Origin of the sequence: Paraplanobispora takensis (assembly GCF_016863195.1) — a bacterium.
Lineage (GTDB): Bacteria > Actinomycetota > Actinomycetes > Streptosporangiales > Streptosporangiaceae > Planobispora > Planobispora takensis.
Genome location: NZ_BOOK01000001.1, coordinates 44,029 through 69,082, shown reverse-complemented (window position 1 = coordinate 69,082; position 25,054 = coordinate 44,029). Strand labels below are relative to the sequence as shown.

Below are 25,054 nucleotides of genomic sequence, written 5' to 3'. Positions count from 1 at the left end.
GCGTTGCCCAGTGGGGCCGCGCGCCCCATCGGGGTGGAGCTAGCCACACCCCCGCCCGGTGCCCGGGCCGACCCCCGCTCGGTACCCAGGTCGATTCCGCCCGATCGCCGTGGTTTCTAGCGTCGTTGCCATGAAGGTGATCGAGGTAGACAACCTCCGCAAGCGGTACAACGACCGGTTCGTGGTGGACGGTGTGTCGTTCACCGTCGAAGAGGGCGAGATCTTCGGCGTTCTCGGCCCCAACGGCGCCGGCAAGACGACCACCGTCGAGTGCGTCGCCGGCCTGCGCACCCCCGACACCGGCACCGTGAAGGTGCTCGGCGGCCTGACCGGCGAGGTGCTCAAGGAGAAGCTCGGCGTGCAGTTGCAGAGCTCCGCGCTGCCCGAGCGGCTCAAGGTCTGGGAGGCGCTGGACCTGTACGCCTCCTTCTACAAGACGTCCGTCGACCCGATGGCGCTGATCGAGCGGGTCGGGCTCGCCGACAAGCGGAACACCCGCTACGGCAAGCTCTCCGGCGGCCAGCAGCAGCGGCTGTCCATCGCGCTGGCCCTGGTCGGCAACCCCCGCGTGGCCATCCTCGACGAGCTGACCACCGGCCTGGACCCGCAGGCCCGCCGGGACACCTGGGAGCTCATCGAGCAGGTCCGGGCGGACGGCGTGACGATCGTGCTGGTCACCCACTTCATGGAGGAGGCCGAGCGGCTCTGCGACCGGATCGCCCTGATCGACTCCGGGAAGGTGGTCGCCGTCGACAGCCCGGCCGGGCTGATCTCCCGGATCGAGCACCGGCAGACCGTCAGGTTCCGGCCCTCCGGCCCGCTCGACGACACCGTGCTGAAGGCCCTCCCCGAGGTGACCGGGGTGCACCGCGACGGCGACCGGGTCGAGGTCACCGGCGACGGCAACCTGCTGCTCGCGATCACCACCGCCCTGGCCGCGGCCGGGGTCGTCCCCGCCGACCTCCGCGTCGAGCAGGTCACCCTCGACGACGCGTTCCTCGCCCTCACCGGCAAGAAGATCACCAATGGAGACGCCCGATGAACAAGATGATCCTGACCGAGGCCAAGCTGTTCCTCCGCGAGCCGGGCGCGCTGATCTTTGCGATCATGCTCCCCCTCGGCCTCCTGCTCGTCCTGGGCATGATCCCGGACATGCGGGAGATCAGCCCGGAGATGGGCGGCCAACGGGTGATCGACAACCACCTGCCCGCGATGATGACGATCCTGGCGGTGGTGACGATGGCGCTGACCGTGCTGCCCGGCACGCTGGCGGCCTACCGCGAGACCGGCGTGCTGCGCCGGATGTCCACCACCCCGGTCAGCCCGCTCCGGCTGCTGGCCGCCCAGCTGGTCAACAACCTCGTGGTCGCGGCGGTCGCCACGGCCCTGCTGATCGGGCTGGGCCACCTCGTCCACGGCACTCCCTTCCCCAAGAGCCCGCTGGCCTTCTCCGCCGTGTTCCTGCTCGGCACCGCCTCGATGTTCGGGCTGGGCCTGCTGATCGCCGCGCTGGCCCCCACCGCCAAGTCCGCGCCGGGCATCGGCTCGATCCTGATGTTCCCGCTGATGTTCATGGCGGGCATGTGGATCCCCCGGGAACTGATGCCCGACCTGGCCCGGCAGATCGGCGACTTCCTGCCGCTGGCGCCGTTCGGCCAGGCCCTGCGGGACACCTGGGCGGGGCACGCGCCGCAGACGCTGAACCTGGTGGTGATGGCGGCGACCCTGGCGGTCACCGGCGCCCTGGCCGCCCGGCTGTTCCGCTGGCAGTGACGGCGCCCTCGGCGGGGGCGGAGAGCCGCCCCCGCGCCGCAGGCGCCGATCAGGATTGCGCCGCCCGTGCGTCGTAGGACGCGCGGGCGGCCTCGACCTGTTCGATGTGCGACTCGGCCCAGTCCTTGATGGCGCGCATCAGCGGGAGCAGATCCTCGCCCAGGCCGGTGAGGGCGTAGTCGACGCGGACGGGGACGGACGCGGTCACCGTACGGGAGACCAGACCGTCGCGCTCCATCGAGCGCAGGCTCTGCGTGAGCATCTTCTGGCTGACCCCGGCGACGATGCGGGACAGGTCGCTGTAGCGCCTGGGCCCGTCGGCGAGGGCGGTCAGCAGCAGGCTGACCCACTTGTCGCTGATGGTCTCCAGCAGGTCCCTGGCCGGGCAGGCCGCCAGGAAGGCGTCGTATTCGGCGCGGGCCTCCTGCCGCCGCTGCGCCGCCGTCCGCGTGGCCATAACGCTCCTCGGCGTACGGTACGCACCTCGGAGTGCGTACTTACCCATAGAGAGTAGCTCTTCGTAAGTTCGTTGCATCCCACCGCACCGTTACTTGGAGGTAGAGATGCGCGCCGTAGTGGTCCGTTCGTTCGGCGGCCCTGAAGCACTGGAGATCGCCGATGTCCCGGTCCCCCAGGCCGGTCCCGGTCAGGTCCGGATCCGGGTCGAGGCCGCGGGCGTCAACCCGGTGGACCTCGCCACGCGGGCGGGCGTGCTGGCCGGGTTCGGGCTGATGTCCGCCCGCGAGGTCCAGGGCATCGGCTGGGACGTGGCCGGGGTGGTCGAGGAGACGGGACCGGGGGTGGACGCCTTCACGCCGGGCGAGCGGGTGATCGGGATCAGCGACCGGCTCGACGTCTCACTGGCCGGTTACGCCGAGCAGGTCGTCCTCGACGCCGACGCGGTCGCCCCCGCCCCCTCCGGCGCCACCCCGGCCGAGGCCGCGACGATCCCGCTGAACGGCCTGACCGCCGTCCAGGCCCTGGACCTCGCCGATCTGCGGGAGGGGCAGACGCTGCTGGTGACCGGTGCCGCGGGCGGCCTGGGCGGCTACGCCGTCGAGCTGGCCGCGGCCCGGGGGCTGCGGGTGGTCGCCGTGGCGGGCCCGCAGGACGAGGAGCCGGTCAGGAAGCTGGGAGCGGAGTTCTTCGTCCCCCGCGGGGCCGAACCGGCCGAGGCCGTGCGGGCGCTCGTGCCCGGCGGGGTGGACGGGGCGATCGACGCGGCCGTCCTCGGCCTGCCCGCGCTGGCCGCGGTGCGCGGCGGCGGCTCGTTCGTGGCCGTGATCGGCGGCGCGGCCCCCGTCCCCCTGCGGGGGATCCGGGTGGTCAACGTCTGGGTCCGCGCGGACGGGACGCAGCTCGCCGAGCTGTCCCGGCTCGTCGGGGAGGGCCGGCTCACCCCCCGGGTGGCCGCCACCCTGCCTCTCACCGAGGCCGCGGCCGCTCACGAGCGGCTGGCCGCGGGCGGCCTGCGCGGCCGCCTGGTCCTGCGGCCCTGACGGGGGACACCGCCCGGGACCCGGCGGCGGATCGGCGGCCGGGCTCCGGGCCGATAGCCGAACTCCGGACCGACAACCGGGTTCCGGGTCGACGGCCGGGCCGGGTCAGCAGTTGCAGTCGCAGCCGCAGCCGTCACCGCAGCACGAGCACGCCTCGCAGCAGCCCCGGCACGCGTCGCAGCACTGCCCGCAGATGTCGCAGCCGCCGCAGTCCAGGCGCTCCCCGCAGGACTTGTAGCGGTCCTCGTCCCACGGCGGCCGGTAGATCCCGCAGGTGCAGGCCATGAAGCCGAGGGCGAAGCAGAGCCGGGGCCCGCAGCCGGGCTCCGGCTGCAGACGGGGGTCGCGGGGGCCGGCCGGGCCGGGGTCGTGCGGGCTCCGGGTGGGAGTCCCGTGGCCCCGGGCCGGAGTCCCCTGGGCGACGGGGCCCGCGCCCTCCCGGGGGCGGCACCGGTCCGCCGAGGTCTCCTGACCGAAGACCCGGTCCACCGAGCGGCGGACCTCCTTCACCATCAGCGCCTTCACCAGGCCGCGCTCCTCCAGGTCGAGGTCGGCCACGGCCAGGCGCAGGCCGAGCAGCGCGTCGTCGCAGAGGCGGCGGGCCTCGGCGAGGTCCGTCCCGGTGGCGGGCAGCGGGTTGTAGGCGCCGGTGGCGCGGTCCTCGGCGAGGTCCTCCACGGCGTCCACCAGGTGGGCGATCCGGCCGAAGCAGCGCCCGGCCTCGGCCAGGAGATCGGCGTTGTGCGGCTTGCCGGCGAGGATCGCGGTGTGCGCGAACGCCGCGGCGACGGCGTCCTCGGTCGGCGCGGTCAGTTCCAGCAGGGTCAGGCCCCGCTCGGTCTCCAGGCGGGTCTGCCGCTCCACCGCGTCCGTCAGCACGGCGGGGTCGAACCCGACGGCGGCGGCCGTACGGGCTCCGGCCGACTCCCAGCGGCCGGCCACCCGGCCCGCGACCGCGGCGACCGGCCGCCGCGCGTAGATCCCGTCGCCGTCGGCGATGTGGTCGCGGACCTTGCCCGAGGCCAGGATCAGCGAGGTCGCCGCCGCCAGCCGTACCCCATCCGCCCGGGCGCCGACCACCTCCGCGCCGGAGAACCCGCGCAGCGCGCACGGGGCGGCCTTGCGGCGGGGGGAGAGCGCGGGGGACTGCGCCTCGGTCAGCACCGAGACCAGCAGCCCGTCGTAGTTGGTCACCAGGCGGGCCGCGTGACCGTGCTCGTCGCGCAGCGCCAGGCAGAGCCCGCACAGATGGGCCATCCACGCCGCGAAATGGCTGCCGCACATGCCGTGGCGGCACGGCCGAACGATCCCGAACATCTTCCCCCCGCAGTTACGCCGTACAGGTGCGACAAATGTGCCATACGCGACTTAAGAATGACTTGCAGACTTTATGCGGTGACCTGGGGGAATCTCGCCCGGCCCTGACGCCGCGCGGGGCGCCGTGGCACCCTGAGGGCATGCTGACACTGGCGCACGTGAGCGACACCCACATCGACGACGCCCCCCGCAGCGCCGAACGGACCCGCGCCGTCATGCGGCACCTCGACCGGATGCCCGGCCCGCTGGACGCCGTCATCGTCACCGGGGACATCGCCGACCACGGCGCGGCCGAGGAGTACGAGATCGCCCGGGAACTGCTGGACTGCGGCCGCCCGACGATCGTGTGCCCCGGCAACCACGACGACCGGGCGACCTTCCGCAAGGTCCTGCTCGGAGCCGAGGGCGACGGCCCGGTCAACCAGGTCCTGCACCTCGACGGGCTCACCGTCGCGCTGTGCGACTCCAGCATCCCCGGCCGGCCCGAGGGCCTGCTGGAGGACGAGACGCTCGCCTGGCTCGACACGGTGCTCTCCGCCGCGCCCGGCGTCCCCGCCCTCGTGGGCATGCATCACCCCGCCGCCGCCCTGGGCATCCCGTACGTCGACGGGATCGGCCTGCGCGAGCCCGAGCGGCTGGAGGCGGTGCTGGAGCGCCATCCCCAGGTCGTCGCCGTCCTGGCCGGGCACGCCCACACCCCGGCCGGCACCTGGTTCGCCGGGCGCCCCCTGCTGGTCGCCCCCGGCGTCGTCAACACCGCGCTCACCCCCATGGAGACGGCTCAGCGGATCCCGGTCGACCGCGACATGCCGCCCCAGTTCTCCCTGCACGTCGTCGACGGCGGCCGCCTCGCCACCCACACGCGACCGGTCCTCTGACCGGCCGGGACCTGTGGATTTCCGGCCCGGTTGAACCGCACGCGGGTCCGGCTCCGTACTGCCTGCCGACGGCGGAATCGCCCGGCGGCCCCCCACACCGGCGACCCCTGCGGTCACCGGCCCGGGGCCACCGGGCGTTGTCGCGGATCGAAGGACGCAGGCCATGATGCGGCAGAGCACCTGTCCCCCTCCTCCGTCCGACCCCCTCGGAGCGGAATCCATGTCGAGCGCTTCCCACCACGGATCCCGGGGGCGGCAGAACTGGCTGCGCCGCCTGTGGCCGGCCGACGAACCGGACGGCGAACTGATCGTCTCCGCGCTGTACCGCGAGTACCACCGGCCGCTGCTCGCCTTCGTCTCACGGCTCACCTGGGGGGACCTGCAGTGGGCCGAGGACGTGGTCCAGGAGACCATGATCCGCGCCTGGCGCGGCGCGGACCGGCTCGATCCCGGTGCTCCCTCCCTGATGCCCTGGCTGGCGACCGTCGCACGACGTATCGTGATCGACGACCGACGCCGCAAGGACGCACGCCCCCACGAGGCCGACGAGGGGGCCCTGGAGAGTGTGCCGATGCCGGACCAGATGGAGAACCTCCTGCGCCAGGTGGTCGTGTCGGACGCCCTCAGCTCCCTGTCCCCCGCGCATCGCGAGATCCTGAACGAGACGATCCTGAAGGACCGGTCGGTGAACGAGGCCGCCGAGATCCTCGGCATCCCCGTGGGCACCGTCAAATCCCGGGTCTACTACGCTCTGCGCGCCTTGCGCGTCGCGATGGAGGAGAGGGGGGTGACGGCGTGAGCCCGCAGGTCGAGCACACCGACGTGGGCGCCTACGCCCTGGGACTGCTGGAGGAACCCGACAGGCGCGCCTTCGCCGCGCACCTGGCCGGCTGCCCCTCCTGTACGGCCGAGCTGGCCGAACTGTCCGGGATGGCGGTGATCCTCGACGGGATCGAACCCGTCGGCGACGACCGCGGCACCCGCACCGGCCCGGTCCCCGCCACGGTCATCGACATGGTCCGGCGGGAGAGGGCCGCCGACCGCCGCACCCGCCGGGGCACGCTCGTGACGGCCGTGGCCGCCGCCGTGGCCCTGGTCTCCGGCGGGGTCGTGGCGGGCGCCGCGATCGGCGGCGACCGGGTGGCCGTCCCGATCACGCACCCCGGCCACGACGACTCCGAGCGGGGTCCCGCCGAGGAGTTCTATCACCGGGGCACGCCCGTCGCGGGCGACGGCGCCCCCGGCGTCTCCGGCGGCCTGGTGCTGGAGGCCAAGGAGTGGGGCACCCACGCCGCGATGGAGCTCAAGGGCATCAAGGGCCCGCTGGAGTGCGAACTGGTCGCCGTCTCCGAGACGGGCGAGCGCAAGGTCATCGCCGGCTGGTCCGTGCCGACCAAGGGCTACGGGGTGCCCACCTACCCCGAACCGCTCTACATCCACGGCGGGACCGCGCTCCCGACCGCCGACATCGACCGCTTCGAGGTCATCGCGAACGACGGCCGGACACTCATCACCTTCGAGGTCTGACCCCGCCCGGGGGCTCCGTGCCCGGACCGGCCGACGATCGAGCCGGACCGGGCCGGGCCGGGGCCGGGCCGGGGCCGGGCCGGGAGCGCCGCGCCCTCCGAGTGAGTAAATATACGGATTCGCCGGTTGAACCCCTCCCGGCTGCCCCCCGTACAACCGGACGGCGGACACGACCGGCACCCCGACGGGAGAGCGCACGATCGGCCGCACCCCCGGAACGCTTCACGGCGTCCGCGTGCGAGGGCCACGCAGACTCCCTGAAACGACGGCGCCCGCCGTACGGAATCCCCATCCCGTACGGCGGGCGCCCTGCCGTGGACCACCGGCCCGGAGGCTCAGTGGGTGGCCATGTCGACGAAGCGGCTGTAGTGACCCTGGAAGGCCACGGTCACCGTGGCGGTGGGCCCGTTACGGTGCTTGGCCACGATCAGGTCGGCCTCACCGGCCCGGGGGGACTCCCGCTCATAGGCGTCCTCCCGGTGAAGCAGGATGACCATGTCCGCATCCTGCTCGATCGAATTGTGGACACTTATTCCGTTTGCCACGAAGTTGTGAGTGCCGAGAACAGTGGCGTCGTAGACGGGCTGTTCTCCCCGGCTCTCGATGGATACGACCTCATCCCAGAAGACATCATTGGTGGCCAGCATCTCCAGCTCGGCGTCATCCAGGATCGCCGCGACCCTCCCGAGCCGTTCACGGCTGGGAGCGCGCTTCCACAGGGCGTTCCCGCAGAACTGGGTGCCCAACTCCGCCGAGAACTCCCGGTGGGTCATGTCCCTCTCCGAGAGCGCCGTACGGACTCTCGTCCACACCTCGCGAGGAACGGTGTCCACGTTGGTGTTCCCCTTGAGCAGGCGCAGTTCCGACGTGCAGCGCTCCGCCTGGACCGACCGCTCACCGTGCACCCCGATCTCATCGAGGAACCGGAGCTGGTTCTCCGCACCGTAGATGAACAGCTGGTAGCCCGGACGACAGTCCCCCTTGCGAACTTCCTTGATCCGGGTCATCACGTTGAAACGCAGCAGGAGCCGGGCCACATCGTCGATCAACCGCCGGCTGGTCGATGCGTAATAGATCCGCGCCCGGCCGTTTCTCTCATCCCACCAGACGCAACCGTCCGTGGCCCAGAGATGCTTCAGGAACAGGCTGGTCTGCGCCTTCGGCAGCGAGAAGACCCTCTCGGGGACGAACTTCTCATGGCTCCGCATGCCGAAGAGCCCCAGGGAGTCCATCCATGCCGCGATGGGGTTCCGCTTGCCGTGAGTCAGGCGGTACGGCGCAGGCAGCCGCAGGGTCGTCACCCTCGCCGCCTCGTATTCGTCCCGGATCGCCGTGACGCCGAAGTGCCTGGTCGCCTCCGTCATCGCCTCAAGGCAGGCCTCGTCCTTGCTCTCATAACGGATCGGCTGCCTCTCCAGGCAGGAACCGTCGCCGATCATGTGCGCCAGCAGGACGATCTCATCCTCGGGAAGGCCATTCAGTCGTTCCGGCGCCGGAACGTGACGCGGAACCGCCAGCCGAACCCCTTCGTGAAGCTCGCCCAGCGGACGCCAGCCGTCATAGGTCATGAACGGGTGATTCGCCGTCGCATTGATCTCACGGCCGGACTTCAACTTCAGCCGGAAGACTTCCTTGGTCCCGCTCGGGAACACGTGCGTCATGGTCCGGGGAATGAGACGCAGTCTCTCGTCGAGAGACCACACGGGGACATCTCGCTCTCCGCTCTCCAGCAGTTCCCCCAGGGAGACCTCCGCCCCCGTGTCGGCACGCAGAATCCGCGTGTCGGCAGTGAGGCATCCCGACTCGCGAAGGTCGCTGACCATGGGCCTTTTGTCCGTTCGCTGCTCGGGGCCACGGTTCAGCTGGGAGATCGCGATGACCGGGACCTCCAGCTCCTTGGCGAGCAGCTTGATCGCACGGGAGATCTCCGAGACCTCGTTCTGACGGCTCTCGGTCTTCTTCGGCGACGACATCAGCTGGAGGTAGTCGATGATGACGAAGCGCAGGTCGTGCCGTTGCTTCAGGCGGCGGCACTTGGCCCGGATCTCCATCATCGACATGTTCGGCGAGTCGTCGATGTAGAGCGGGGCCTCGGCCACCTCGCCCATCCGCCGGGCGAGCTTGGCCCAGTCGTCGTCGGTCATCGACCCCGACCGCATGGCGTGCAGCGCCACCCTGGCCTCGGCCGACAGCAGTCGCATCGTGATCTCGTTCCTGGACATCTCCAGCGAGAACACGACGGTGGTCATGCCATGCTTGATCGCCGCAGACCTGGCGAAATCGAGTCCAAGTGTCGATTTGCCGATGGCCGGGCGGGCGGCGACGACGATCATCTGGCCGGGGTGGAGGCCGTTGGTGAGGGCGTCGAGGTCCTGGAAGCCGGTGGGGACGCCGACCATCTGGCCGCTCCGGCCGCCGATGGCCTCCAGTTCGTCCAGGGCGCCCGGCATGATCTCCGACAGCGGGACGTAGTCCTCGGAGGTGCGGCGCTCGGTGACCTTGTAGATCTCGGCCTGGGCCCGGTCGACGAGGTCGTCGACCTCCTCGTCCTGCCCGCCGTAGCCGTAGGAGACGATGCGGGTGCCGGCCTCGATGAGGCGGCGCAGGATGGCCTGCTCGCGGACGATCCGCGCGTAGTAGCCCGCGTTGGCGGCGGTGGGCACGACGGCGGTCAGCGTGTGGAGGTAGGCGGCGCCGCCGACCCTGGCGACCTCGCCGCGCTTCTGCAGCTCGCTGAAGACGGTGACGGCGTCGGCGGGGTCGCCGCGGCCGTAGAGCTCGGTGACGATCTCGAAGACCAGCTGGTGGGCGGGGCGGTAGAAGTCGTCGGAGCGCACGATCTCGACGACGTCGGCGATCGCGTCCTTGGACAGCAGCATGCCGCCGAGCACGGACTGCTCGGCCTCGATGTTGTTCGGCGGCGTGCGCTCGAATCCCGACTCGAAGACCGGTGGCTCCGCAATGCTCACCGCGCACCCCCTTCCTTCGCGGTCCTGCCACCCCCATTTGTAGCCGACCGGTATGACAGTTTCGCCGCTCTCCGGACGAGCGGCAACGCAGCCTGTCGACAACCCTGTGGATAACGTGTGGAGTTCCCCGGAGGAGGGGTGGACACGTTGTGGACAGTCCTGTGGATAATAGTTATCCACAGGATGTGACAACCGCCTCAGCAGGGAAAACTTCATCCACCGCCTGTGGAGGAAAGAAAGTCGCGCGACACGCCGAGACCGGTTCGGCATAGCGCGGGAGCCCGTCTCCCCGATCCGGTACCTTTCGCCCTCCCGGCGCGGCTCCCGGCTCTCCGGCCCCGTTCCCGGACCGCGTTCCCGGTCGTCCGCACTCCCGAAGAGAGCTTCCGAAACGGTAAGAAGCAGAATTAACGTGTGCCTCTTACCCTCCGCGCTCGCGACCGGCAGATCCTCCGGCTGGCCGTACCGGCCTTCGGAGCCCTGATCGCCGAACCGCTGTTCCTGCTGACGGACACCGTCATCGTCAGCCATCTCCCCGCGCCCGCGCTGGGCGCGCTGGGGGTGGCGAGCACGGTGCTGAGCGCCCTGGTGGGCCTGTGCGTGTTCCTCGCCTACGGGACCACCGCGGCCGTGGCCCGGCAGATCGGCGCCGGGGACGGACGGCGCGCGGTCCGCCAGGGGATGGACGGCCTGTGGCTGGCGGCCGGCGTCGGGCTGGCGGTGATCGTGGTGGTGTGGCCGCTGGCGCCGTACCTCGTCCAGCTCGTCGGCGCCGAGGGCGAGCTGGCCCGGCAGGCGGTGACCTATCTGCGGATCAGCCTGCTGGGCGTGCCGTCGATGTTGCTGGTGCTGGCCGGTACGGGGGTGCTGCGCGGCATGCAGGACACCGTGACGCCGCTGCTGGTCTCCGTGGGGGCGTTCGTGGTCAACGCCGTGCTCAACGCGGCGTTCGTGTTCTGGCTGGGCTGGGGGATCGCCGGTTCGGCCTGGGGCACCGTCATGGCCCAGACCCTCGCCGCCGGGGTCTATCTGACGATGATGTTCGCCCGCCACCGGGCCCCGTTCCGTCCGGATCCGACCGGGATCAGGGCCGCGGGGTCGGCGGGGATCGCCCTGGTCGTCCGTACGGCGTGCCTGCAGGCCGTACTGATCATCGCGACGACCGTGGCCACCCGGATGGGCGACCAGCAGATCGAGGCCCACACGATCGTCTCGCGCGTCTGGACGCTGCTGGCCTTCGCCCTGGACGCGATCGCCATCGCCGGGCAGGCCATCACCGGTCACGCCCTGGGCGCCGGCGACGCGGCGGGCGCGCGGGCCGCGACCCGCAGGATGGTCGTGTGGGGAATCGGCTCGGGTGTGGTCCTGGGCCTCCTGGTGCTCATGATCGGGCCGTTCCTGCCCGCCCTGTTCAACGCGGACGCGGTCGTCGCCGGGGAGCTGTCGGCCGCGTTGTGGGTGGTGGCGCTCCTGCAACCGGTCGCCGGGGTGGTGTTCGTCCTCGACGGAGTGCTGATCGGGGCCGGGGACCAGGGCTATCTCGCCTGGGCGGGGGTGTGGACGACGCTGGCGTTCCTGCCCGCGGTGTTACTGGTGGTTACCGCCGGTGGCGGCCTGGTCATGCTCTGGGTGGCGCTCGGGGTGTGGATGGCGGCGCGCATGGTGACCCTGGGGCTGCGCGCGGACGGCGGCAAGTGGTTGGTGATCGGGGCGTGACCCGGAGGTGTCCACCACGTAATCGCTTACCTCTTGTTCCATCGTGACCCCCTGAGGCACTGTGAGTCGGGTCCGGCAACGAAGGTGTTGCCTTTTCACGATTGGCCGCATCGTGCCCGAGGGTCACTCTCCGTCCATCACGCGCCGTCTGCACCCCAGTGAGGCGACCGGGCGCTGGACCGGCGCGCGCCACGGGCTGCCCAAGGCCTACGGCCAGACCGACCTCGTCGTCCTGGGCATCGGCGTCATGATCGGCGCGGGCATCTTCAGCCTCGCCGGCCGGCAGGCGGCCACCATGGCCGGACCGGGCGTGATCCTCTCCTTCATGATCGCCGGGATCACGAGCCTGCTCGTGGCCTTCTGCATCGCGGAGCTGTCCTCGGCGATGCCGGCCTCGGGCAGCGCCTACACCTTCACCTACGTCATCTTCGGCGAGGTCTGGGCCTGGATCGTCGGCTGGGCGCTGGTGATGGAGCTGCTCCTGGCCGCCGCGGTGGTCGCCCGGGTCTGGTCCCTCTACGCCGCCCAGATGCTCGGGGACTTCGGCGTACGGCTCCCCGAACCGCTCTCCGGGGTCGTCGGCCAGCCGGAGGGGTTCGACCTCTTCACCCTGCTCATCCTGGTCCTGCTGACGGGGGTGGTGGCGCTCGGCGCCCGGATCGGCCTGCGGACCCTGTGGATCATCGTGATCGCGAAGCTGGTGGCCATCGGCGCGGTCATCGTCGTCGGCGCCACCCACTTCGACCAGGCCAACCTCGCGGCCATCCCGGCCCCGTCCACCCCGATCAAGACGGCCGGGGGCACCCTGGACTCCCCGCTGCTCGGGCTGGTCTTCGGCCAGAGCACGGCGTTCGGCTGGTTCGGCATCTTCGCCGCCGCCGCCACGATCACCTTCGCCTACATCGGCTTCGACGTCGTGGCCACCGCCGCCGAGGAGGCCGAGGACGCGCCCCGGTCGGTCCCGCGGGGCATCATCCGCAGCCTGGTGGCCACCACGGTCATCTACATCACGGTCGCGGTGGTGATGGTCGGCATGACCTCCTACGACAAGATCGACGCGGCCGCCCCGCTCGCCAGCGCCTTCCGCCGGGCGGGCGAGGGCTTCATGGTGCACATCATCAACATCGGCGCGGTCCTGGGCCTCACCACGGTCGTCCTGGTGCTGCTCGTCGGCCTGACCCGGGTGATCTTCTCCATGGCCCGCGACGGGCTGTTCCCCCGCCCGCTGGCGAAGATCAACCGCAGCTACCACAGCCCGACCAGGGCCACCCTGGTGATCGGCGGCACGGCGATCCTGCTGGCCGAGTTCGTCCCGGTGCTCACGCTGGAGTCGCTGGTCGTCATCGGCACCCTGTTCGCCTTCGTCGCGGTGGGCGCCGGGGTGATCCGGATGCGCCGGACGATGCCCGACCTGCCGCGGGGCTTCCGCACCCCGCTGTCCCCCTTCGTGCCGATCGCCTCGATCATGGCGAGCCTGTGGCTCATGGTGAACCTCCAGGTCATCACCTGGCTGTACTTCATCGCCTGGATGGCCTTCGGCGTGCTGGTCTACCTGCTGTACGGCAGGCGCAACAGCGTCCTGGCGGGCGGTCAGCCGCCGCTCGAACCCCCGGCGGGCCTGCGGGGACGGCACCGCCGCTGAGGGAACCCGGATCTGGTGATCTCCCTGGTGCCGGGGGCCACGGCGTCACTGCACGTCCAGGCGGGACCGGCCGCCGCCGTTCGCCTTCGTCTCCGGGCTGTCGATCAACCGGGGGCCGATCACCCGGTACGGGGGTGTCAGACCCTCCGGGCGTCGAGCACGCTCTTGAGGAACTCGCGGGTCCGGGGCTCCCGGGGATCGGTGAAGATCTGCTCGGGGGTGCCGCGCTCCAGGAGCACGCCGTCGTCGAGGAAGCAGACGGTGTCGGCGATCTCCCGGCAGAAGCCCATCTCGTGGGTGGTCAGGATCATCGTCATCCCGCTCTCCTTGAGCTCCCTGATGACGCCGAGCACCTCCGCGACCAGTTCCGGGTCCAGCGCCGAGGTGACCTCGTCCAGCAGCATCAGGCGCGGGCGGGTGGCCATGGCCCGGATGATGGCCACCCGCTGCTGCTGGCCGCCGGAGAGCCGGTCGGGGTAGGCGCCGGCCTTGTCCGCCAGGCCGAACCGGCCCAGCAGCTCGCGGGCCCGCTCCTCGGCCTCGGCCCGGCCGACCCGGTGCACCTTGCGGGGGGCCAGAGTGATGTTGTCCAGCACGGTCATGTGCGGGAACAGGTTGAAGGCCTGGAACACGATGCCCATGCGCCTGCGCACGTCGTCGGGGTCGGCGCGGACGTCGGTGATCTCCTCGCCGTCCAGGTGGATCGTGCCGTCGTCGACGGTCTCCAGCAGGTTCACGCAGCGCAGCAGGGTGGACTTGCCCGAGCCGGAGGCCCCGATCAGGCAGACCACCTCGTGGGCCGCGACCTCCAGGTCGATCCCGCGCAGCACGGCGTGGTCGTGGTAGGCCTTCCAGAGGCCTTCGATGCGCAGCAGGCTCACGGACCCTCCCGGCTTCTCCGTACGGTCGCCCTCGCTCGACGGGCCGCCCTCGCTCACTGGCCGCGCCGCCTCTGGGAGCGGGCCGCCAGATAGTCGGTGAAGCGGGCCATCGGGATGGTGAGCGCGACGAACAGCAGCGCCGACACCAGATAGGGCGTGTAGTTGAACTTGCTCGCCGCGTAGATCTGCGCCTGGCGCAGCGACTCGATCACCCCGATCGTCGAGACCAGCGCGGTGTCCTTCTGCAACGAGACGAAGTCGTTGAGCAGCGGCGGGACGACCCGGCGCCAGGCCTGCGGCAGCACCACATAGCGCATGGTCCTGCCGTGGCTCAGCCCGAGGGAGCGGGCCGCGGCCCACTGGCTGGGGTGCACCGAGTCGATGCCCGCGCGGAACACCTCGGCGACGTAGGCGCCGTAGGCGAGGGTGAGGGCGATGACGCCCAGCGTGATCTCGTCCTTCGGCGTGCCCTGCAGGTTGAGCGCGGGGACGCCGAAGCCGACCAGCAGGATCACCAGGAGCGTGGGCACCCCGCGGAACACGTCGGTGTAGGCCACCGCCAGGGCCCTCAGCGGGAAGAAGACCGGCGCGCGGAGGTTGCGGGTGAGGGCGACGAGCAGGCCCACGATCAGGATGAGTGGCTCGGCGATCAGGAAGATCTTCACGTTCGTCCAGAACCCGTCGACCACGTCGGGCCACGAGCGGGCGAAGGCCTCGGCGCTGAAGAAGGTCTCGCGGACCCGGGGCCAGCCCGGCGAACGGGTGACCACCGCGGCCACCACGCCGAGGAAGACGATCGTGGAGACCGTGGCGATCGTGCCCGACCGCACGGCCCGGATCCGCCGCGACCGCTCACGCCGGAGCTGACGCTCGCTCTTGACCCAGGTCACCGGCGCCTTCCCCACCCCGGAGGACCCGGTCGTCCGCGTGCCCTCCGTCTCGGAGGACTCAGTCGTCCGCGTGCCCTCCGTCTCGGAGGACTCAGTCGCCTGTCTGCTCTCCGGCCCGGCGGCCGGTGGTCCGGGCGACGGCTCGGTCATCCGCGCCCGCCCCATGCCCGAGGCCGGTCTGCGCACCCGGCCGGGGACCGGCGGGTGGCACCGAGGTGGGGCGCTTCGCCCCCGGCGCGCCGGGGAGTGACACCGGGGCAGGTCACTCCGGTCCCGGCATGCCGGGGGGTGAGGCCGTGGTGGGTCACTTCAGCTCCGGCGCACCGGCGGCCGAACCGAGCCACTGGCTCTCGATCTCGGCGAGCTTCCCGGAGGACTTCAGCTTGCCGAGGGCCTCGTCGACGCAGGAGACCAGCGGGCTGCCCTTCTCGAAGACCATGCCGAACTCCTCCGGCGTGCCGCCGGTGGCGTTGAACTGGCCGACGATCGTGGAGTTCTCCACCTGCGCCGCGGTGACGTAGAAGGCGGTCGGCAGGTCCACCACGATGGCGTCCACCTGCTTGTTCTTCAGCGCGTTCACCGCGTCGACCTGCTCGGTGTAGACCTTGGGCTCGGCGGACGGCTGGATGACCTCCTTGACCGCGGCCAGGCTGGTGGTGCCGACCTGGACGCCGATCCTGGCCTCCTTCAGCGAGGCCAGATCCTTCGCCGAGGCGAACGCCGAGCCCTCGACCGCGACGACGGCCTGCTTGACCGTGTAGTAGCCCTGGCTGAAGTCGACGACCTTGGCCCGGTCGTCGGTGATGGAGACCTGGTTGACGTCGAAGTCGAACTTCTTGGCACCCGGGGCGAACGCGGTGTCGAACTTCACGCTCTCCCAGACGACCTCGTCCTTGGTGAAGCCCAGCTCGGTGGCGACGGCGTAGGCCACGGCGCTCTCGAAGCCCTCACCGTTGGCGGGGTCGTCGTTCTTGAACCAGGGCTCGTAGGCGGGCTTGTCCGTGCCGACGGTCAGCCTGCCCGCGGTCTTCAGCGCCAGCGTGTCCTTGGCGCAGGCGGCGGGGGCCGAGGAGCCCGCCGGGGCGGAGGGGCTCGCCTGGGTCGCCGGCTCCGACGCCGGCGCGCAGGCGACCGCGGCCGTGGCGAGGGCGCCGAGCGCGAGCAGCAATGAGTGACGAGCCATGACAGACCTCCAGGAAGAGCACGTGCTCCTGAATTCTATGGATTTACGGTCAAGTTTAGGGATATGGCCATCCGCTGCCCGCTCCCCGGCCGTGCCGGGACCCCGGCGGGGCCGGGCACACTCCGCGAAAAGCGCCGGGCACGAGCCGAGAGAGGGCGGGCACGACCCGGAAAAAAGCAACGAGGGTCCCTCCCGGAACCGGGAAGGGACCCTCGCCGTGTCGGCGGTCAGGCCGCGACGACCTCGATGTCGAGGGCGGCGGAGACCTCCGGGTGCAGCTTCACGGTGACCCGGTGGGAGCCGAGGCTCTTGATCGCGGAGGCGATCTCGATGCGACGGCGGTCCAGCTGCGGGCCGCCGGCGGCCTTGACGGCCTCGGCGACGTCGCCCGTGGTGATGGAGCCGAAGAGGCGGCCGGACTCGCCGGCCTTCGTCTTCAGGACCACCTTCAGGGACTTGAGCTGACCGGCGACCTCCTGGGCGGTGCCCAGGTCGCGGATCTCGCGGGCGTCGCGAGCCTTCTTGATCGAGGCGATCTGCTTCTCGCCGCCGCGCGTCCACAGGATCGCGAACCCGCGGGGGAGCAGGTAGTTACGGCCGTAGCCGCTCTTGACCTCGACGATGTCGCCGGGCGTGCCGAGGCCGGTGACCTCACTGGTGAGAATGAGCTTCATCTGTCCGGACCTCCTCAGCGCGCGGTGCTCATGTACGGCAGGAGCGCCATCTCACGAGCGTTCTTGATAGCGGTCGCCACATCACGCTGGTGCTGGGTGCAGTTGCCCGTCACCCGGCGCGCGCGGATCTTGCCGCGGTCGGAGATGAACTTCCGCAGCAGCGCGGTGTCCTTGTAGTCGACGTAGGAGATCTTGTCGTGGCAGAACAGGCAAACCTTCTTCTTAGGCTTGCGCAGTGCCGGCTTGGCCATCGTGGTGCTCCTTTCAGAGCCCCGCCGTACGGCGGGAATGGTCGCTCGGATACTGGACTGGATTGGGTGCGATCCCGGGCGGTCCCGCAGGACCGCTCAGACGATCAGAAAGGCGGTTCGTCGCTGAAGTCGCCGCCGCCGAAGCCGCCACCGCCGCCCTGCTGGGGGCCGCCGAAGCCGCCACCCTGCTGCGAGCCGCCGTAGCCACCGCCACCGCCACCGCCGCCACCGCTGTAACCGCCGCCCTGGGGGGCGGGGCTCGCGGAGGCCCACGGGTCGTTGGCCGGGCCGCCGAAGCCGCCACCGCCTCCACCGCCCTGACGGGCGGTCTTGTTGACCTTGGCGGTGGCGTTGCGGAGGGACGGGCCGACCTCGTCGACCTCGACCTCGTAGACCGTGCGCTTCTCGCCTTCCTTGGTCTCGTAGGACCGCTGGCGCAGCCGTCCCTGAACGATGACCCGCATGCCGCGCTGCAGGCTCTCGGCGACGTTCTCCGCCGCCTGCCGCCACACGTTGCAGGTCAGGAACAGGCCTTCGCCGTCCTTCCACTCGTTGGTCTGCTTGTCCAGGAACCTCGGAGTGGATGCGATGCGGAACCGGGCCACCGCTTGACCCGCGGGGGTGAAGCGCAGCTCCGGATCGTCGACGAGGTTGCCGACGATGGTGATCGTGGTGTCGCCTGCTGCCATGGCTGCGTTGCCCTTCCTGCGGCCTTCGCTGGTTCTCGGCTCAGAGTACGGCTGACGCCCGACAAAATGCCGGGTGTTTAGTGAGCGTCCGGACGCAGGACCTTGGTGCGCAGGATGCCCTCGTTGAGGTTCATCTGCCGGTCGAGCTCCTTGACCGTGGCGGGCTCCGCGGTCAGGTCGATGACGGCGTAGATGCCCTCGGGCTTCTTGGCGATGTCGTAGGACAGCCGGCGACGACCCCACACGTCGACCTTCTCCACGGTGCCGCCGTCATTGCGGACGACCGTGAGGAACTGGTCGAGGGAAGGGGCCACCGTGCGCTCATCGAGCGAAGGGTCGAGGATGACCATCACTTCGTAACGACGCATGCTGGCTTCCAACCTCCTCTGGACTGTTGCGGTCACGACACCGTGCCGTGACAGGAGGACGCTGACGTCTTCACCTCCGACGCCCATTTCGGCGCTCGGGTGGAGGGCGGGTTATAACACGCCCATGCGACGCAGCCACGCCAGCCTACCAGCCTGTCAAGGGTTGGGCGGACGTCCTGGGGGAACCCCACTATCGAGGAATAGGGGGTGTGATCCATGTCGCACGTCATCCGTCCCGCCGGCCCGTCGGGCTCGAAATTCACCCTGAACACCGACGGCGAGCGGCACACCGTGCAGAACGTCCTGAGCGTCGCCACGCTAGGCCTCGGACTGGTCGCCTTCGTCGCCGGGCTCTCCCCCGCCGCGCACATCATCGCGTCGTGGGCGGGGGCGATCGGCTTCTTCGGCGGCCTCTACTCCCAGTACATCTCGGCGACCACGCCGGAGCGGTCGCTCAACGTCGTGGGCATCGTGGCCTCGTTCGTGGGCGCGGCCTTCGGCGTCTACCACGGCGGGTTCATGCCGTAGCAGACGCCGACGGACCACGGGACCGGCCCGCGGGGCCGACCGGGGTCGGCGGGGGCCGGACGACGGCACTCAGCCCAGGTGCAGATCCACACCGAGCAGGACCAGGAACCACAGCAGGACCGCGAGAAGAGCCTCGGCGATGTCCTTCAGGAGTGCCGGGGTGATGTAGTCATGCACCCAGGCCACGTAAAGGCCGACCAGAATGTAGATGAGACCGATCAGACTGATCCCTCTGCGGTAGTAAGCCATTGAACGACTCCTTGGGGGGAACGGCCCGCGGGGGCGGGCGGTGGGGCGCGTCCTGCGACTGCCCTGAGACGGGGCCGCGAAACAGCCCCGGGCGCGGGCGCGAAAACGGCTACGCTCGGACACATGCCACGCATCGGAGCCCATGTCGACCAGGACGATCCGCTGGCCCACGCCCGGGCGCGCGACGCCGAAGTGGTGCAGTTCTTCCTCGGCGACCCCCAGGGATGGAAGGGCCCGGTCATCGGCGAGCGGACCCGGGACGTCAAGGACTCCGACGTGGAGGTCTACGTCCACGCGCCCTATGTGATCAACGTGGCCACCGCCAACAACCGCATCCGCATCCCCAGCCGCAAGCTGCTGGGTTCCCACCTGGCCGCGGCGGCCGAGCTGGGCGCCAAGGGGCTGATCGTCCACGGCGGCCACGTCAACGCCGGCGACGACCCCCAGAAGGGCTTCGACAACTGGCGCAAGGTGTTCGAGCGCATGGAGGAGCACGAGGTCCCGGTGCTCATCGAGAACACCGCGGGCGGCGGCAACGCGATGGCCAGGAAGCTGGAGCGCATCGCCCGGCTGTGGGACGCGCTCGACGGCTTCGACGTGGGCTTCTGCCTGGACACCTGCCACGCCCACGCGGGCGGGGAGGAGCTGGCCGACGTGGTCGAGCGGATCATGGCGATCACCGGGCGGATCGACCTGATCCACTGCAACGACTCCCGCGACGCGTTCGACTCCGGCGCCGACCGGCACGCGAACCTCGGCTCGGGCCAGATCGACACCGCCCTCATCCTGGAGGTGTGCCGCAAGGCGGGGGCGCCGATCGTGGTGGAGACCCCGTCGGCCGGGCAGGCCGACGACATCGCCTTCCTCAGGAAAAGCCTGTGATCCACAGAGCCGGTGGACAATCCCCAGCCTGTGGATAACTTCCCTGGATTATTTCCGTCCCGAACGGGGTAAGAAGCTCCGCCGCTCCAATCGTCCAGCTCAGCCCGTCCGGCACCCGGCTCAGCCGACCCAGGCGCCCTCGGTGAAGACCACGATGTTGAGCACCATCAGCGGGCCCATGACCATCGCGTACCCGGCGACGACGGCCGTCCTCCAGCGCGGGCCCGGGGTGCCCAGGCGGGCCACGAGCAGGAAGAGCGGCCACCACAGCAGGGCCGAGCGCGGGATCGACAGATAGTAGGCCGAGCAGATCAGCGCCCCCACCTGAAGCCCCACGTAGACGAACTCGCTCCACCGCCGCAGATAGAGCAGGACCAGCACGAGCGTCACCCCGACGACCGCCCCGGCGATCTCCAGCCGGAACGCCCAGGCGTACTGCCCCGTGCCCATCGCCGAGTTCCACGTCGTGACGAACGACTCCCACGGCCAGACCATCGTCCGGCCCCACCCGGCCTCCTGCGCGTGCTTCCACGCCAGCCAGTCGCCCGTCCTGCCGTACTGGTAGGCCGAGTAGGCCAGCAGCGGCAGGAACGGCAGCGCCAGCCAGGGCGCCTGCCGTACCGGCCGGTGCTGGGCGACGAACTCCACGATCAGCGCGAGCGCCAGGAACAGGCCGGTGATGCGCACGCAGGAGGCGCCTGCCGCCAGCGCCACGGCCGGCGGCCAGTTCCCCTTGCGGGCGGCCAGCCAGGCCGGGATGGCGAAGGCCAGGAACAGCGACTCGCTGTACCCGGCGAACAGGAACACCGCCATCGGCCACAGGAGCAGGGCCAGCACCGCCCGCCACCCGGCCCCGGGCGGCCCCTCGAACTCGGCCAGCCTCGCCAGCGCGACCACCGCGACCGCGCCCGCCACGAAGGAGACGACCAGGCCGGCGAGCGTCCAGTCCCCCGTGATCAGGTTCACCGCGCGCAGCACCAGCGGCATGCCGGGGAAGAACGCCGGCAGCCCCGGGTCCGGGTCGCCGCCCGGGACGCCGTCGTACCCGTGCTCGGCGATGACGCCGAGCAGCTCGGCGTCCCAGTGCGTCCAGCGTTCCAGGAACGGATCAACGTTCTCTCCATGTACCGTCGCCCTCATCCCCACCAGTACGGCGGCGACGAGGATCCCCAGCCGGGACGTCATCCACAGCACCAGCGCCCCGGCCGCGGCGGTGCGTTCCCGCTCGGGCCCGGGTACGGCCGCGTGTGGCGGTACGGCGGGGGCGGTCATGCGGTGCGCGTACCCGGGGTCAGCCGAGCGCGATCCGGAACCGGTCCGGGGCGCCGTCGAAGACGCCGCCGGACGCGTCGTCGCTCCCGTCCTTCCTGATGACGTCGTGCTCCGGTCTCAGGATGTCCCGGACCACGAACGCCATCATGATCAGGATGGTGATCGCACGACCCCACACCGCCGTGAAGTACGTGTCGGCCGCGATGCCCAGGTGCGCCTTGCCGTCCTGCAGGCCCACCAGATAGAGCCAGATCGCGAAGAAGTACCAGCACTCGGCCACCATCCACAGCGCGATCGGCTTCCAGTTGGGGCGGGCCAGCACCGCGAAGGGGATCAGCCACAGGACGTACTGCGGCGACCAGACCTTGTTGGTCAGCATGAAGGCGGCCAGCGTGAGGAAGCACAGCTGCGCCAGGCGCGGCCGCTCTCTCACCGTCAGCGTCAGTACGGCTATCGCCAGGCAGAACGCGCCCAGCGACAGCACGCCCAGCGTGTCGAGCCGGTCGGGGTCGCCCAGCAGCGGCCAGCCCTTCTGGTTGAAGAAGTACCAGAGCGAGCCCCAGTCGGCCGGGCGCTCCTGGCTGAAGACGTAGAACCGCTTCCAGCCCTCGAAGGCGAAGACCATGATCGGGAGGTTGACGACCAGCCAGGCGCCCACCACCCCGCCGAGGGTCTGCAGGAACGGCTTCCAGCGGCCCGTCCGCAGGGTCAGCAGGAACAGCGGGCCGAGGAACATCAGCGGATAGAACTTCGTGGCGATCGCCAGCCCCAGCAGCACGCCGGCCAGCCACTGCCGCCGCCTGGACCAGGCCAGCAGCGCGCCCAGCGCGAGCGCGTTGGCGGCCAGGTCCCAGTTGATGTAGGCGGTGAGGATCAGGGCCGGGGCCAGGGCGTACCACAGCGCGTCCCAGCGGCGGGCCGGACCGGCCAGCGCGGCCATCATCAGCACGCCGACGACCAGGCAGATCGCCATGAGGATGACGGTCAGGTCGTAGAACGTGGTCCCGGCCTGCGTGCTGCCCGGGTCACCCGGGATGATCCGCCGGAAGAACTCCATGATCCCGCCGATGCCGACGGGATACTCGACCGGATAGTCGAAGTAGGGAACCTTGCCCTCGTTGAGCCGCTCGTTCCACCACAGCGGGTAGATGTCCGTGTAGCAGAAGTTCGTGAACTGCAGCGTGCCGTCGTTCCAGGCCGCGTTGAAGCGGCAGGGCCACTTCCACAGGTAGGCGAGGACCGCCCCCAGCCCTGCGAACAGGGCCAGGGGCACGTAGGGGATCGCGCGGGCGCCGAATCCGGGCAGCGAGTCCCGGACCGAGTCGATGCTCTTCATCAGGGCCGGCGGCCACTCGGTGTCGGGCTCGGCATGACCGCCGCTCCCGGCGCGGTGCCGAAGCCGTCGTCCTGCTGCCCGTTGCCGACGTCGTTGCCCTGCGCGTCGCACGAGCCGTCCCACGGCACGCACTCGCGGCCCTCGGGGGTGTCCCACTCGTTGCCGTTGCCGTTGTCGTTCCCGTTGCCGTCCGGCGGCCAGTCGAAGTCGCCGCCGTCGTTGCCGAACGGGTCGGTGGGCTTGGGCTTGGGCGTCGGCTTGGGGGTGGCCAGGTTCTTCGGGCTGCCGACGCCGGCCTTCGGCGGGAACTGCTCGATCTCGTACTTCGCGGTCACCGCGGCCATGTAGTCGTGCCAGATCTGGGTGGGGGTGCCGCCTCCTCCGATGAAGGAGGGCATCTCCTCCTCCTTCCAGAGAACGCTCTTGATCTTCCGGTTCGGCAGGCCGTACTTGTCCACCTTCAGCTTGCGCTTGCCGTCCATGGTGTACGGCACGTCCTTGGACATGCCGACCGCGGTGACGAGCTGCGGGGTGTAGCCGACGAACCAGGCGTCCTTGTAGCCGTTGTTGGTACCGGTCTTGCCGGCCACCGGGCGCGACCCCAGGTTCGCCGCGCCACCGGTGCCGCTCTTGACCACGGCCTGCATGGCGTAGGTCGCGTCGGCGGCGGACTCGGGGCTGATGACCTGCCTCTGCGGGCGCTGCTCCTCGATGAACACGCCCTCGCCGACCTTCCTCACTTCCTTGACGGTGTGCCAGGGCACGTGCCTGCCCTCGTTGGCGAAGATCGAGTAACCGGCGGCCTGCTCGACCGCGGTGACCGAGGCGCTGCCGATGGTGACCTGGTACTTCTGCTCGTCGACGGCGTAGTCCACGCCGTTCTTGCCGCCGTAGCTGGGGTTGCCCTTGGCCTGCTCGCCGACCCCGGCCTCCTTGGCGATCCTGGCCACCTCCTCGAGACCGACGACGTCGCCCATCTGGACGAAGGCGGTGTTCACCGAGCTGGCCATGGCCTTGACCATGTTGATGGCGCCGAAGCTCTGGTTGCCCGCGTTCCTGATCTCCGTGGTGCCCGGCATCTTGATGGGGCTCTTGCCGTCGACGTAGCTCTCCAGGGAGTTACCGGCCTCCAGCCAGGCCGCCAGGACGTACGGCTTGAACGCCGACGCCGCCTGCTTGGTGGCGTCGAAGGCGCGGTTGTTGAAGTCCTCGATGAAGTCGTCACCGCTGTAGAAGGCGAGCACCCGGCCGTTCTTGGGGTCCACCGTGGCCACCGTGGCGTGGATGGTGGGGTCCAGCCCCGCGGTCCTGGCGTTCACCACCTTCTTGGCCGTCTCCATCATCTTCTTGTCGAAGGTGGTGACGACCCGGAGCCCGTCGGTCTTCAGGGCCGCCTCGGTGATGCCGTACTTCTTGAGCTCGCGGAAGACGATGTTGAGCATGTAGCCCCGCAGGCCCTCGTTGGTCTCGGAGACTTTGATCTCCGTGAACTTCAGCTTCTCGAACGGGGTGGCCTTGTACTTGTCGTAGGCGCCCGGGTCGATCAGCGCCATGCCGCCGAGCACGTATCCGTAGCGCTCCTTGGTGGCCGCGAAGTCCTTGTCCCCCTCCAGGGCGTCGAACCTGCTCGGGTTCTGGATGCGGCCGGCGAGGTAGGCGGCCTCGGGGACGGACAGCTTCCAGACGTCCTTGCCGAAGAAGGTCTTGGCCGCGGCCTGGATGCCGTAGGCGCCCTGGCCGAAGTAGATGGTGTTGAGGTAGCGGGTGAGGATCTCGTCCTTGTCCAGCGTCCGGCTGACCTTGACCGCCACGAAGATCTCCTTGATCTTCCGCTGGATCGAGACCTCCTTGGTGATGCCCTTGTAGTAGTTGCGGACGTACTGCTGGGTGATGGTCGAGGCGCCCTGCACCTGGGCGCCGCTGACGGTGCTCCACACCGACCGGGCCATGCCGGAGAAGTCGACGCCGCCGTCCTCGCGGAAGCTGCGGTTCTCCGCCGCGATCACCGCGTCCTGGACGTGCTTGGGGATCTTGTCGATGGTCACCGGGGTGCGCTTGACGCCCAGCCGGGCGAGCACGGTCTTGCCGTCGCCGTAGTAGATGATGCTTCCCCGGTCGTCCACCGTGTCCTGCGTGTCCTCGGGGACGGGAGTGTTGGCGTAGGCCACCGCGACCATGCCGAAGACGCCCGCGGCGAGGACCACGAAGCTCGCCATGACGATCTTCCAGCTGGGGACGAAGCGCCTCCAGCCCCGTCGCCCGGACTCGCGGTCCGGACTCTCGGGACCGTCGCCCCCGTTGCCACGCCCGCCTCCGCCGCCACCGCCGCGGCCACCCCGGCCGCGCCCGCCCCGGCCTCCGGCGTCACCTGCGCCGGACCCCGGGGGACGGCCGTCTCCGGCACCCGCGGCGAGCATGGCCTGGGTGCTCTCGAAGGCGGCCTCGGGACGGCGGCCGCTCGGGTCGGTGTCCCGCCGGCGCGCGCCGCCCGGGCCCTGCTGCCGGCCGGGCTGCGCCGGACCCTGCTGAC

24 protein-coding genes are annotated in these 25,054 nt (G+C 70.5%); 10 read left to right on the top strand and 14 right to left on the bottom strand.

The window, feature by feature from the left end; translation table 11 throughout:
• Positions 1-130: 130 nt before the first annotated feature.
• The gene (locus Pta02_RS00325; protein WP_203872563.1) at positions 131-1,042 is read left to right on the top strand and encodes an ABC transporter ATP-binding protein; all 912 of its coding nucleotides are present in this window, start codon (positions 131-133) and stop codon (positions 1,040-1,042) included.
• Positions 1,039-1,773 (top strand): ABC transporter permease, encoded by a 735-nt coding sequence (locus Pta02_RS00320; RefSeq protein WP_203872562.1) that lies wholly within the window; start codon positions 1,039-1,041, stop codon positions 1,771-1,773. Before Pta02_RS00325 ends, Pta02_RS00320 begins: the two co-directional genes overlap by 4 nt.
• 49 nt (positions 1,774-1,822) lie before the next feature.
• Here Pta02_RS00320 and Pta02_RS00315 read toward each other — a convergent pair whose 3' ends face one another.
• On the bottom strand, positions 1,823-2,230 hold the full coding sequence (locus tag Pta02_RS00315; RefSeq protein ID WP_203872561.1) for a winged helix-turn-helix transcriptional regulator: 408 nt from the start codon (positions 2,228-2,230) through the stop codon (positions 1,823-1,825).
• A gap of 106 nt (positions 2,231-2,336) precedes the next feature.
• On the opposite strand from Pta02_RS00315, the gene Pta02_RS00310 reads away from it, so the two are divergent.
• Complete coding sequence (locus tag Pta02_RS00310; RefSeq protein WP_203872560.1) at positions 2,337-3,272, top strand: NADP-dependent oxidoreductase; 936 nt, start codon at positions 2,337-2,339, stop codon at positions 3,270-3,272.
• A gap of 105 nt (positions 3,273-3,377) precedes the next feature.
• Here the strand turns inward: Pta02_RS00310 and Pta02_RS00305 are convergent, their stop codons facing one another.
• Entirely contained in the window at positions 3,378-4,589 is a 1,212-nt protein-coding gene (locus Pta02_RS00305) for a DUF5685 family protein (RefSeq protein ID WP_203872559.1), read from the bottom strand.
• 140 nt (positions 4,590-4,729) lie between these two features.
• Between Pta02_RS00305 and Pta02_RS00300 the strand changes: the two genes are divergently transcribed.
• The 3 genes from Pta02_RS00300 to Pta02_RS00290 all read left to right on the top strand — a co-directional run bounded on the left by Pta02_RS00300 (position 4,730) and on the right by Pta02_RS00290 (position 6,994).
• Positions 4,730-5,467, top strand: a complete 738-nt coding sequence (locus tag Pta02_RS00300) for a phosphodiesterase (protein WP_203872558.1) — start codon at positions 4,730-4,732, stop codon at positions 5,465-5,467.
• Between the two features lie 220 nt (positions 5,468-5,687).
• Complete coding sequence (locus Pta02_RS00295; protein WP_239129160.1) at positions 5,688-6,266, top strand: sigma-70 family RNA polymerase sigma factor; 579 nt, start codon at positions 5,688-5,690, stop codon at positions 6,264-6,266.
• The gene (locus tag Pta02_RS00290) at positions 6,263-6,994 is read left to right on the top strand and encodes an anti-sigma factor family protein (protein WP_203872557.1); all 732 of its coding nucleotides are present in this window, start codon (positions 6,263-6,265) and stop codon (positions 6,992-6,994) included. Before Pta02_RS00295 ends, Pta02_RS00290 begins: the two co-directional genes overlap by 4 nt.
• 335 nt (positions 6,995-7,329) lie before the next feature.
• On the opposite strand, the gene Pta02_RS00285 is transcribed toward Pta02_RS00290, so the two are convergent.
• Positions 7,330-9,963 carry a replicative DNA helicase gene (locus Pta02_RS00285; RefSeq protein ID WP_203872556.1) on the bottom strand — a complete coding sequence of 878 codons (2,634 nt, stop codon included), beginning with the start codon at positions 9,961-9,963 and terminating at the stop codon, positions 7,330-7,332.
• Between the two features lie 414 nt (positions 9,964-10,377).
• Here Pta02_RS00285 and Pta02_RS00280 point away from each other — a divergent pair, with 414 nt between their 5' ends.
• Both Pta02_RS00280 and Pta02_RS00275 read left to right on the top strand, forming a co-directional pair.
• Positions 10,378-11,679, top strand: coding sequence for an MATE family efflux transporter (locus Pta02_RS00280; protein WP_203872555.1), 1,302 nt, complete (start codon positions 10,378-10,380; stop codon positions 11,677-11,679).
• A gap of 112 nt (positions 11,680-11,791) precedes the next feature.
• On the top strand, positions 11,792-13,321 hold the full coding sequence (locus Pta02_RS00275; RefSeq protein WP_203872554.1) for an APC family permease: 1,530 nt from the start codon (positions 11,792-11,794) through the stop codon (positions 13,319-13,321).
• Between the two features lie 137 nt (positions 13,322-13,458).
• Here Pta02_RS00275 and Pta02_RS00270 read toward each other — a convergent pair whose 3' ends face one another.
• The 7 genes from Pta02_RS00270 to rpsF form a co-directional block, all read right to left on the bottom strand.
• Positions 13,459-14,202, bottom strand: coding sequence for an amino acid ABC transporter ATP-binding protein (locus Pta02_RS00270; protein ID WP_275423540.1), 744 nt, complete (start codon positions 14,200-14,202; stop codon positions 13,459-13,461).
• A gap of 53 nt (positions 14,203-14,255) precedes the next feature.
• Positions 14,256-15,092: an amino acid ABC transporter permease gene (locus Pta02_RS00265; RefSeq protein ID WP_239129157.1), complete on the bottom strand. Its 837-nt coding sequence runs from the start codon at positions 15,090-15,092 to the stop codon at positions 14,256-14,258.
• A gap of 304 nt (positions 15,093-15,396) precedes the next feature.
• Complete coding sequence (locus Pta02_RS00260; RefSeq protein WP_203872552.1) at positions 15,397-16,275, bottom strand: ABC transporter substrate-binding protein; 879 nt, start codon at positions 16,273-16,275, stop codon at positions 15,397-15,399.
• Between the two features lie 227 nt (positions 16,276-16,502).
• Complete coding sequence (rplI, locus tag Pta02_RS00255; protein ID WP_203872551.1) at positions 16,503-16,949, bottom strand: 50S ribosomal protein L9; 447 nt, start codon at positions 16,947-16,949, stop codon at positions 16,503-16,505.
• Between the two features lie 14 nt (positions 16,950-16,963).
• Positions 16,964-17,200, bottom strand: coding sequence for a 30S ribosomal protein S18 (gene rpsR / locus Pta02_RS00250; protein ID WP_012895699.1), 237 nt, complete (start codon positions 17,198-17,200; stop codon positions 16,964-16,966).
• A 104-nt stretch (positions 17,201-17,304) separates the two neighbouring features.
• Positions 17,305-17,889, bottom strand: a complete 585-nt coding sequence (locus tag Pta02_RS00245; protein WP_203872550.1) for a single-stranded DNA-binding protein — start codon at positions 17,887-17,889, stop codon at positions 17,305-17,307.
• A 77-nt stretch (positions 17,890-17,966) separates the two neighbouring features.
• On the bottom strand, positions 17,967-18,257 hold the full coding sequence (gene rpsF, locus Pta02_RS00240; protein ID WP_203872549.1) for a 30S ribosomal protein S6: 291 nt from the start codon (positions 18,255-18,257) through the stop codon (positions 17,967-17,969).
• Between the two features lie 216 nt (positions 18,258-18,473).
• Here rpsF and Pta02_RS00235 point away from each other — a divergent pair, with 216 nt between their 5' ends.
• Positions 18,474-18,785 (top strand): hypothetical protein, encoded by a 312-nt coding sequence (locus Pta02_RS00235; RefSeq protein ID WP_203872548.1) that lies wholly within the window; start codon positions 18,474-18,476, stop codon positions 18,783-18,785.
• 69 nt (positions 18,786-18,854) lie between these two features.
• Here the strand turns inward: Pta02_RS00235 and Pta02_RS00230 are convergent, their stop codons facing one another.
• A complete protein-coding gene (locus Pta02_RS00230) occupies positions 18,855-19,034 on the bottom strand; it encodes a hypothetical protein (protein ID WP_203872547.1) in 180 nt (59 codons plus the stop codon).
• Positions 19,035-19,157: 123 nt separating this feature from the next.
• Here Pta02_RS00230 and Pta02_RS00225 point away from each other — a divergent pair, with 123 nt between their 5' ends.
• Positions 19,158-19,916, top strand: a complete 759-nt coding sequence (locus Pta02_RS00225; RefSeq protein ID WP_203872546.1) for a deoxyribonuclease IV — start codon at positions 19,158-19,160, stop codon at positions 19,914-19,916.
• A 120-nt stretch (positions 19,917-20,036) separates the two neighbouring features.
• On the opposite strand, the gene Pta02_RS00220 is transcribed toward Pta02_RS00225, so the two are convergent.
• Genes Pta02_RS00220 through Pta02_RS00210 form a run of 3 tightly spaced genes read right to left on the bottom strand, consistent with a single transcriptional unit; the run spans position 20,037 to position 24,740 of the window.
• A complete protein-coding gene (locus Pta02_RS00220; protein WP_203872545.1) occupies positions 20,037-21,188 on the bottom strand; it encodes a mannosyltransferase family protein in 1,152 nt (383 codons plus the stop codon).
• Between the two features lie 19 nt (positions 21,189-21,207).
• A complete protein-coding gene (locus Pta02_RS00215; protein ID WP_203872544.1) occupies positions 21,208-22,524 on the bottom strand; it encodes a glycosyltransferase family 87 protein in 1,317 nt (438 codons plus the stop codon).
• On the bottom strand, positions 22,524-24,740 hold the full coding sequence (locus Pta02_RS00210; protein WP_203872543.1) for a transglycosylase domain-containing protein: 2,217 nt from the start codon (positions 24,738-24,740) through the stop codon (positions 22,524-22,526). The genes Pta02_RS00215 and Pta02_RS00210 overlap by 1 nt, the downstream gene beginning before the upstream one ends.
• Positions 24,741-25,054 lie beyond the last annotated feature (314 nt).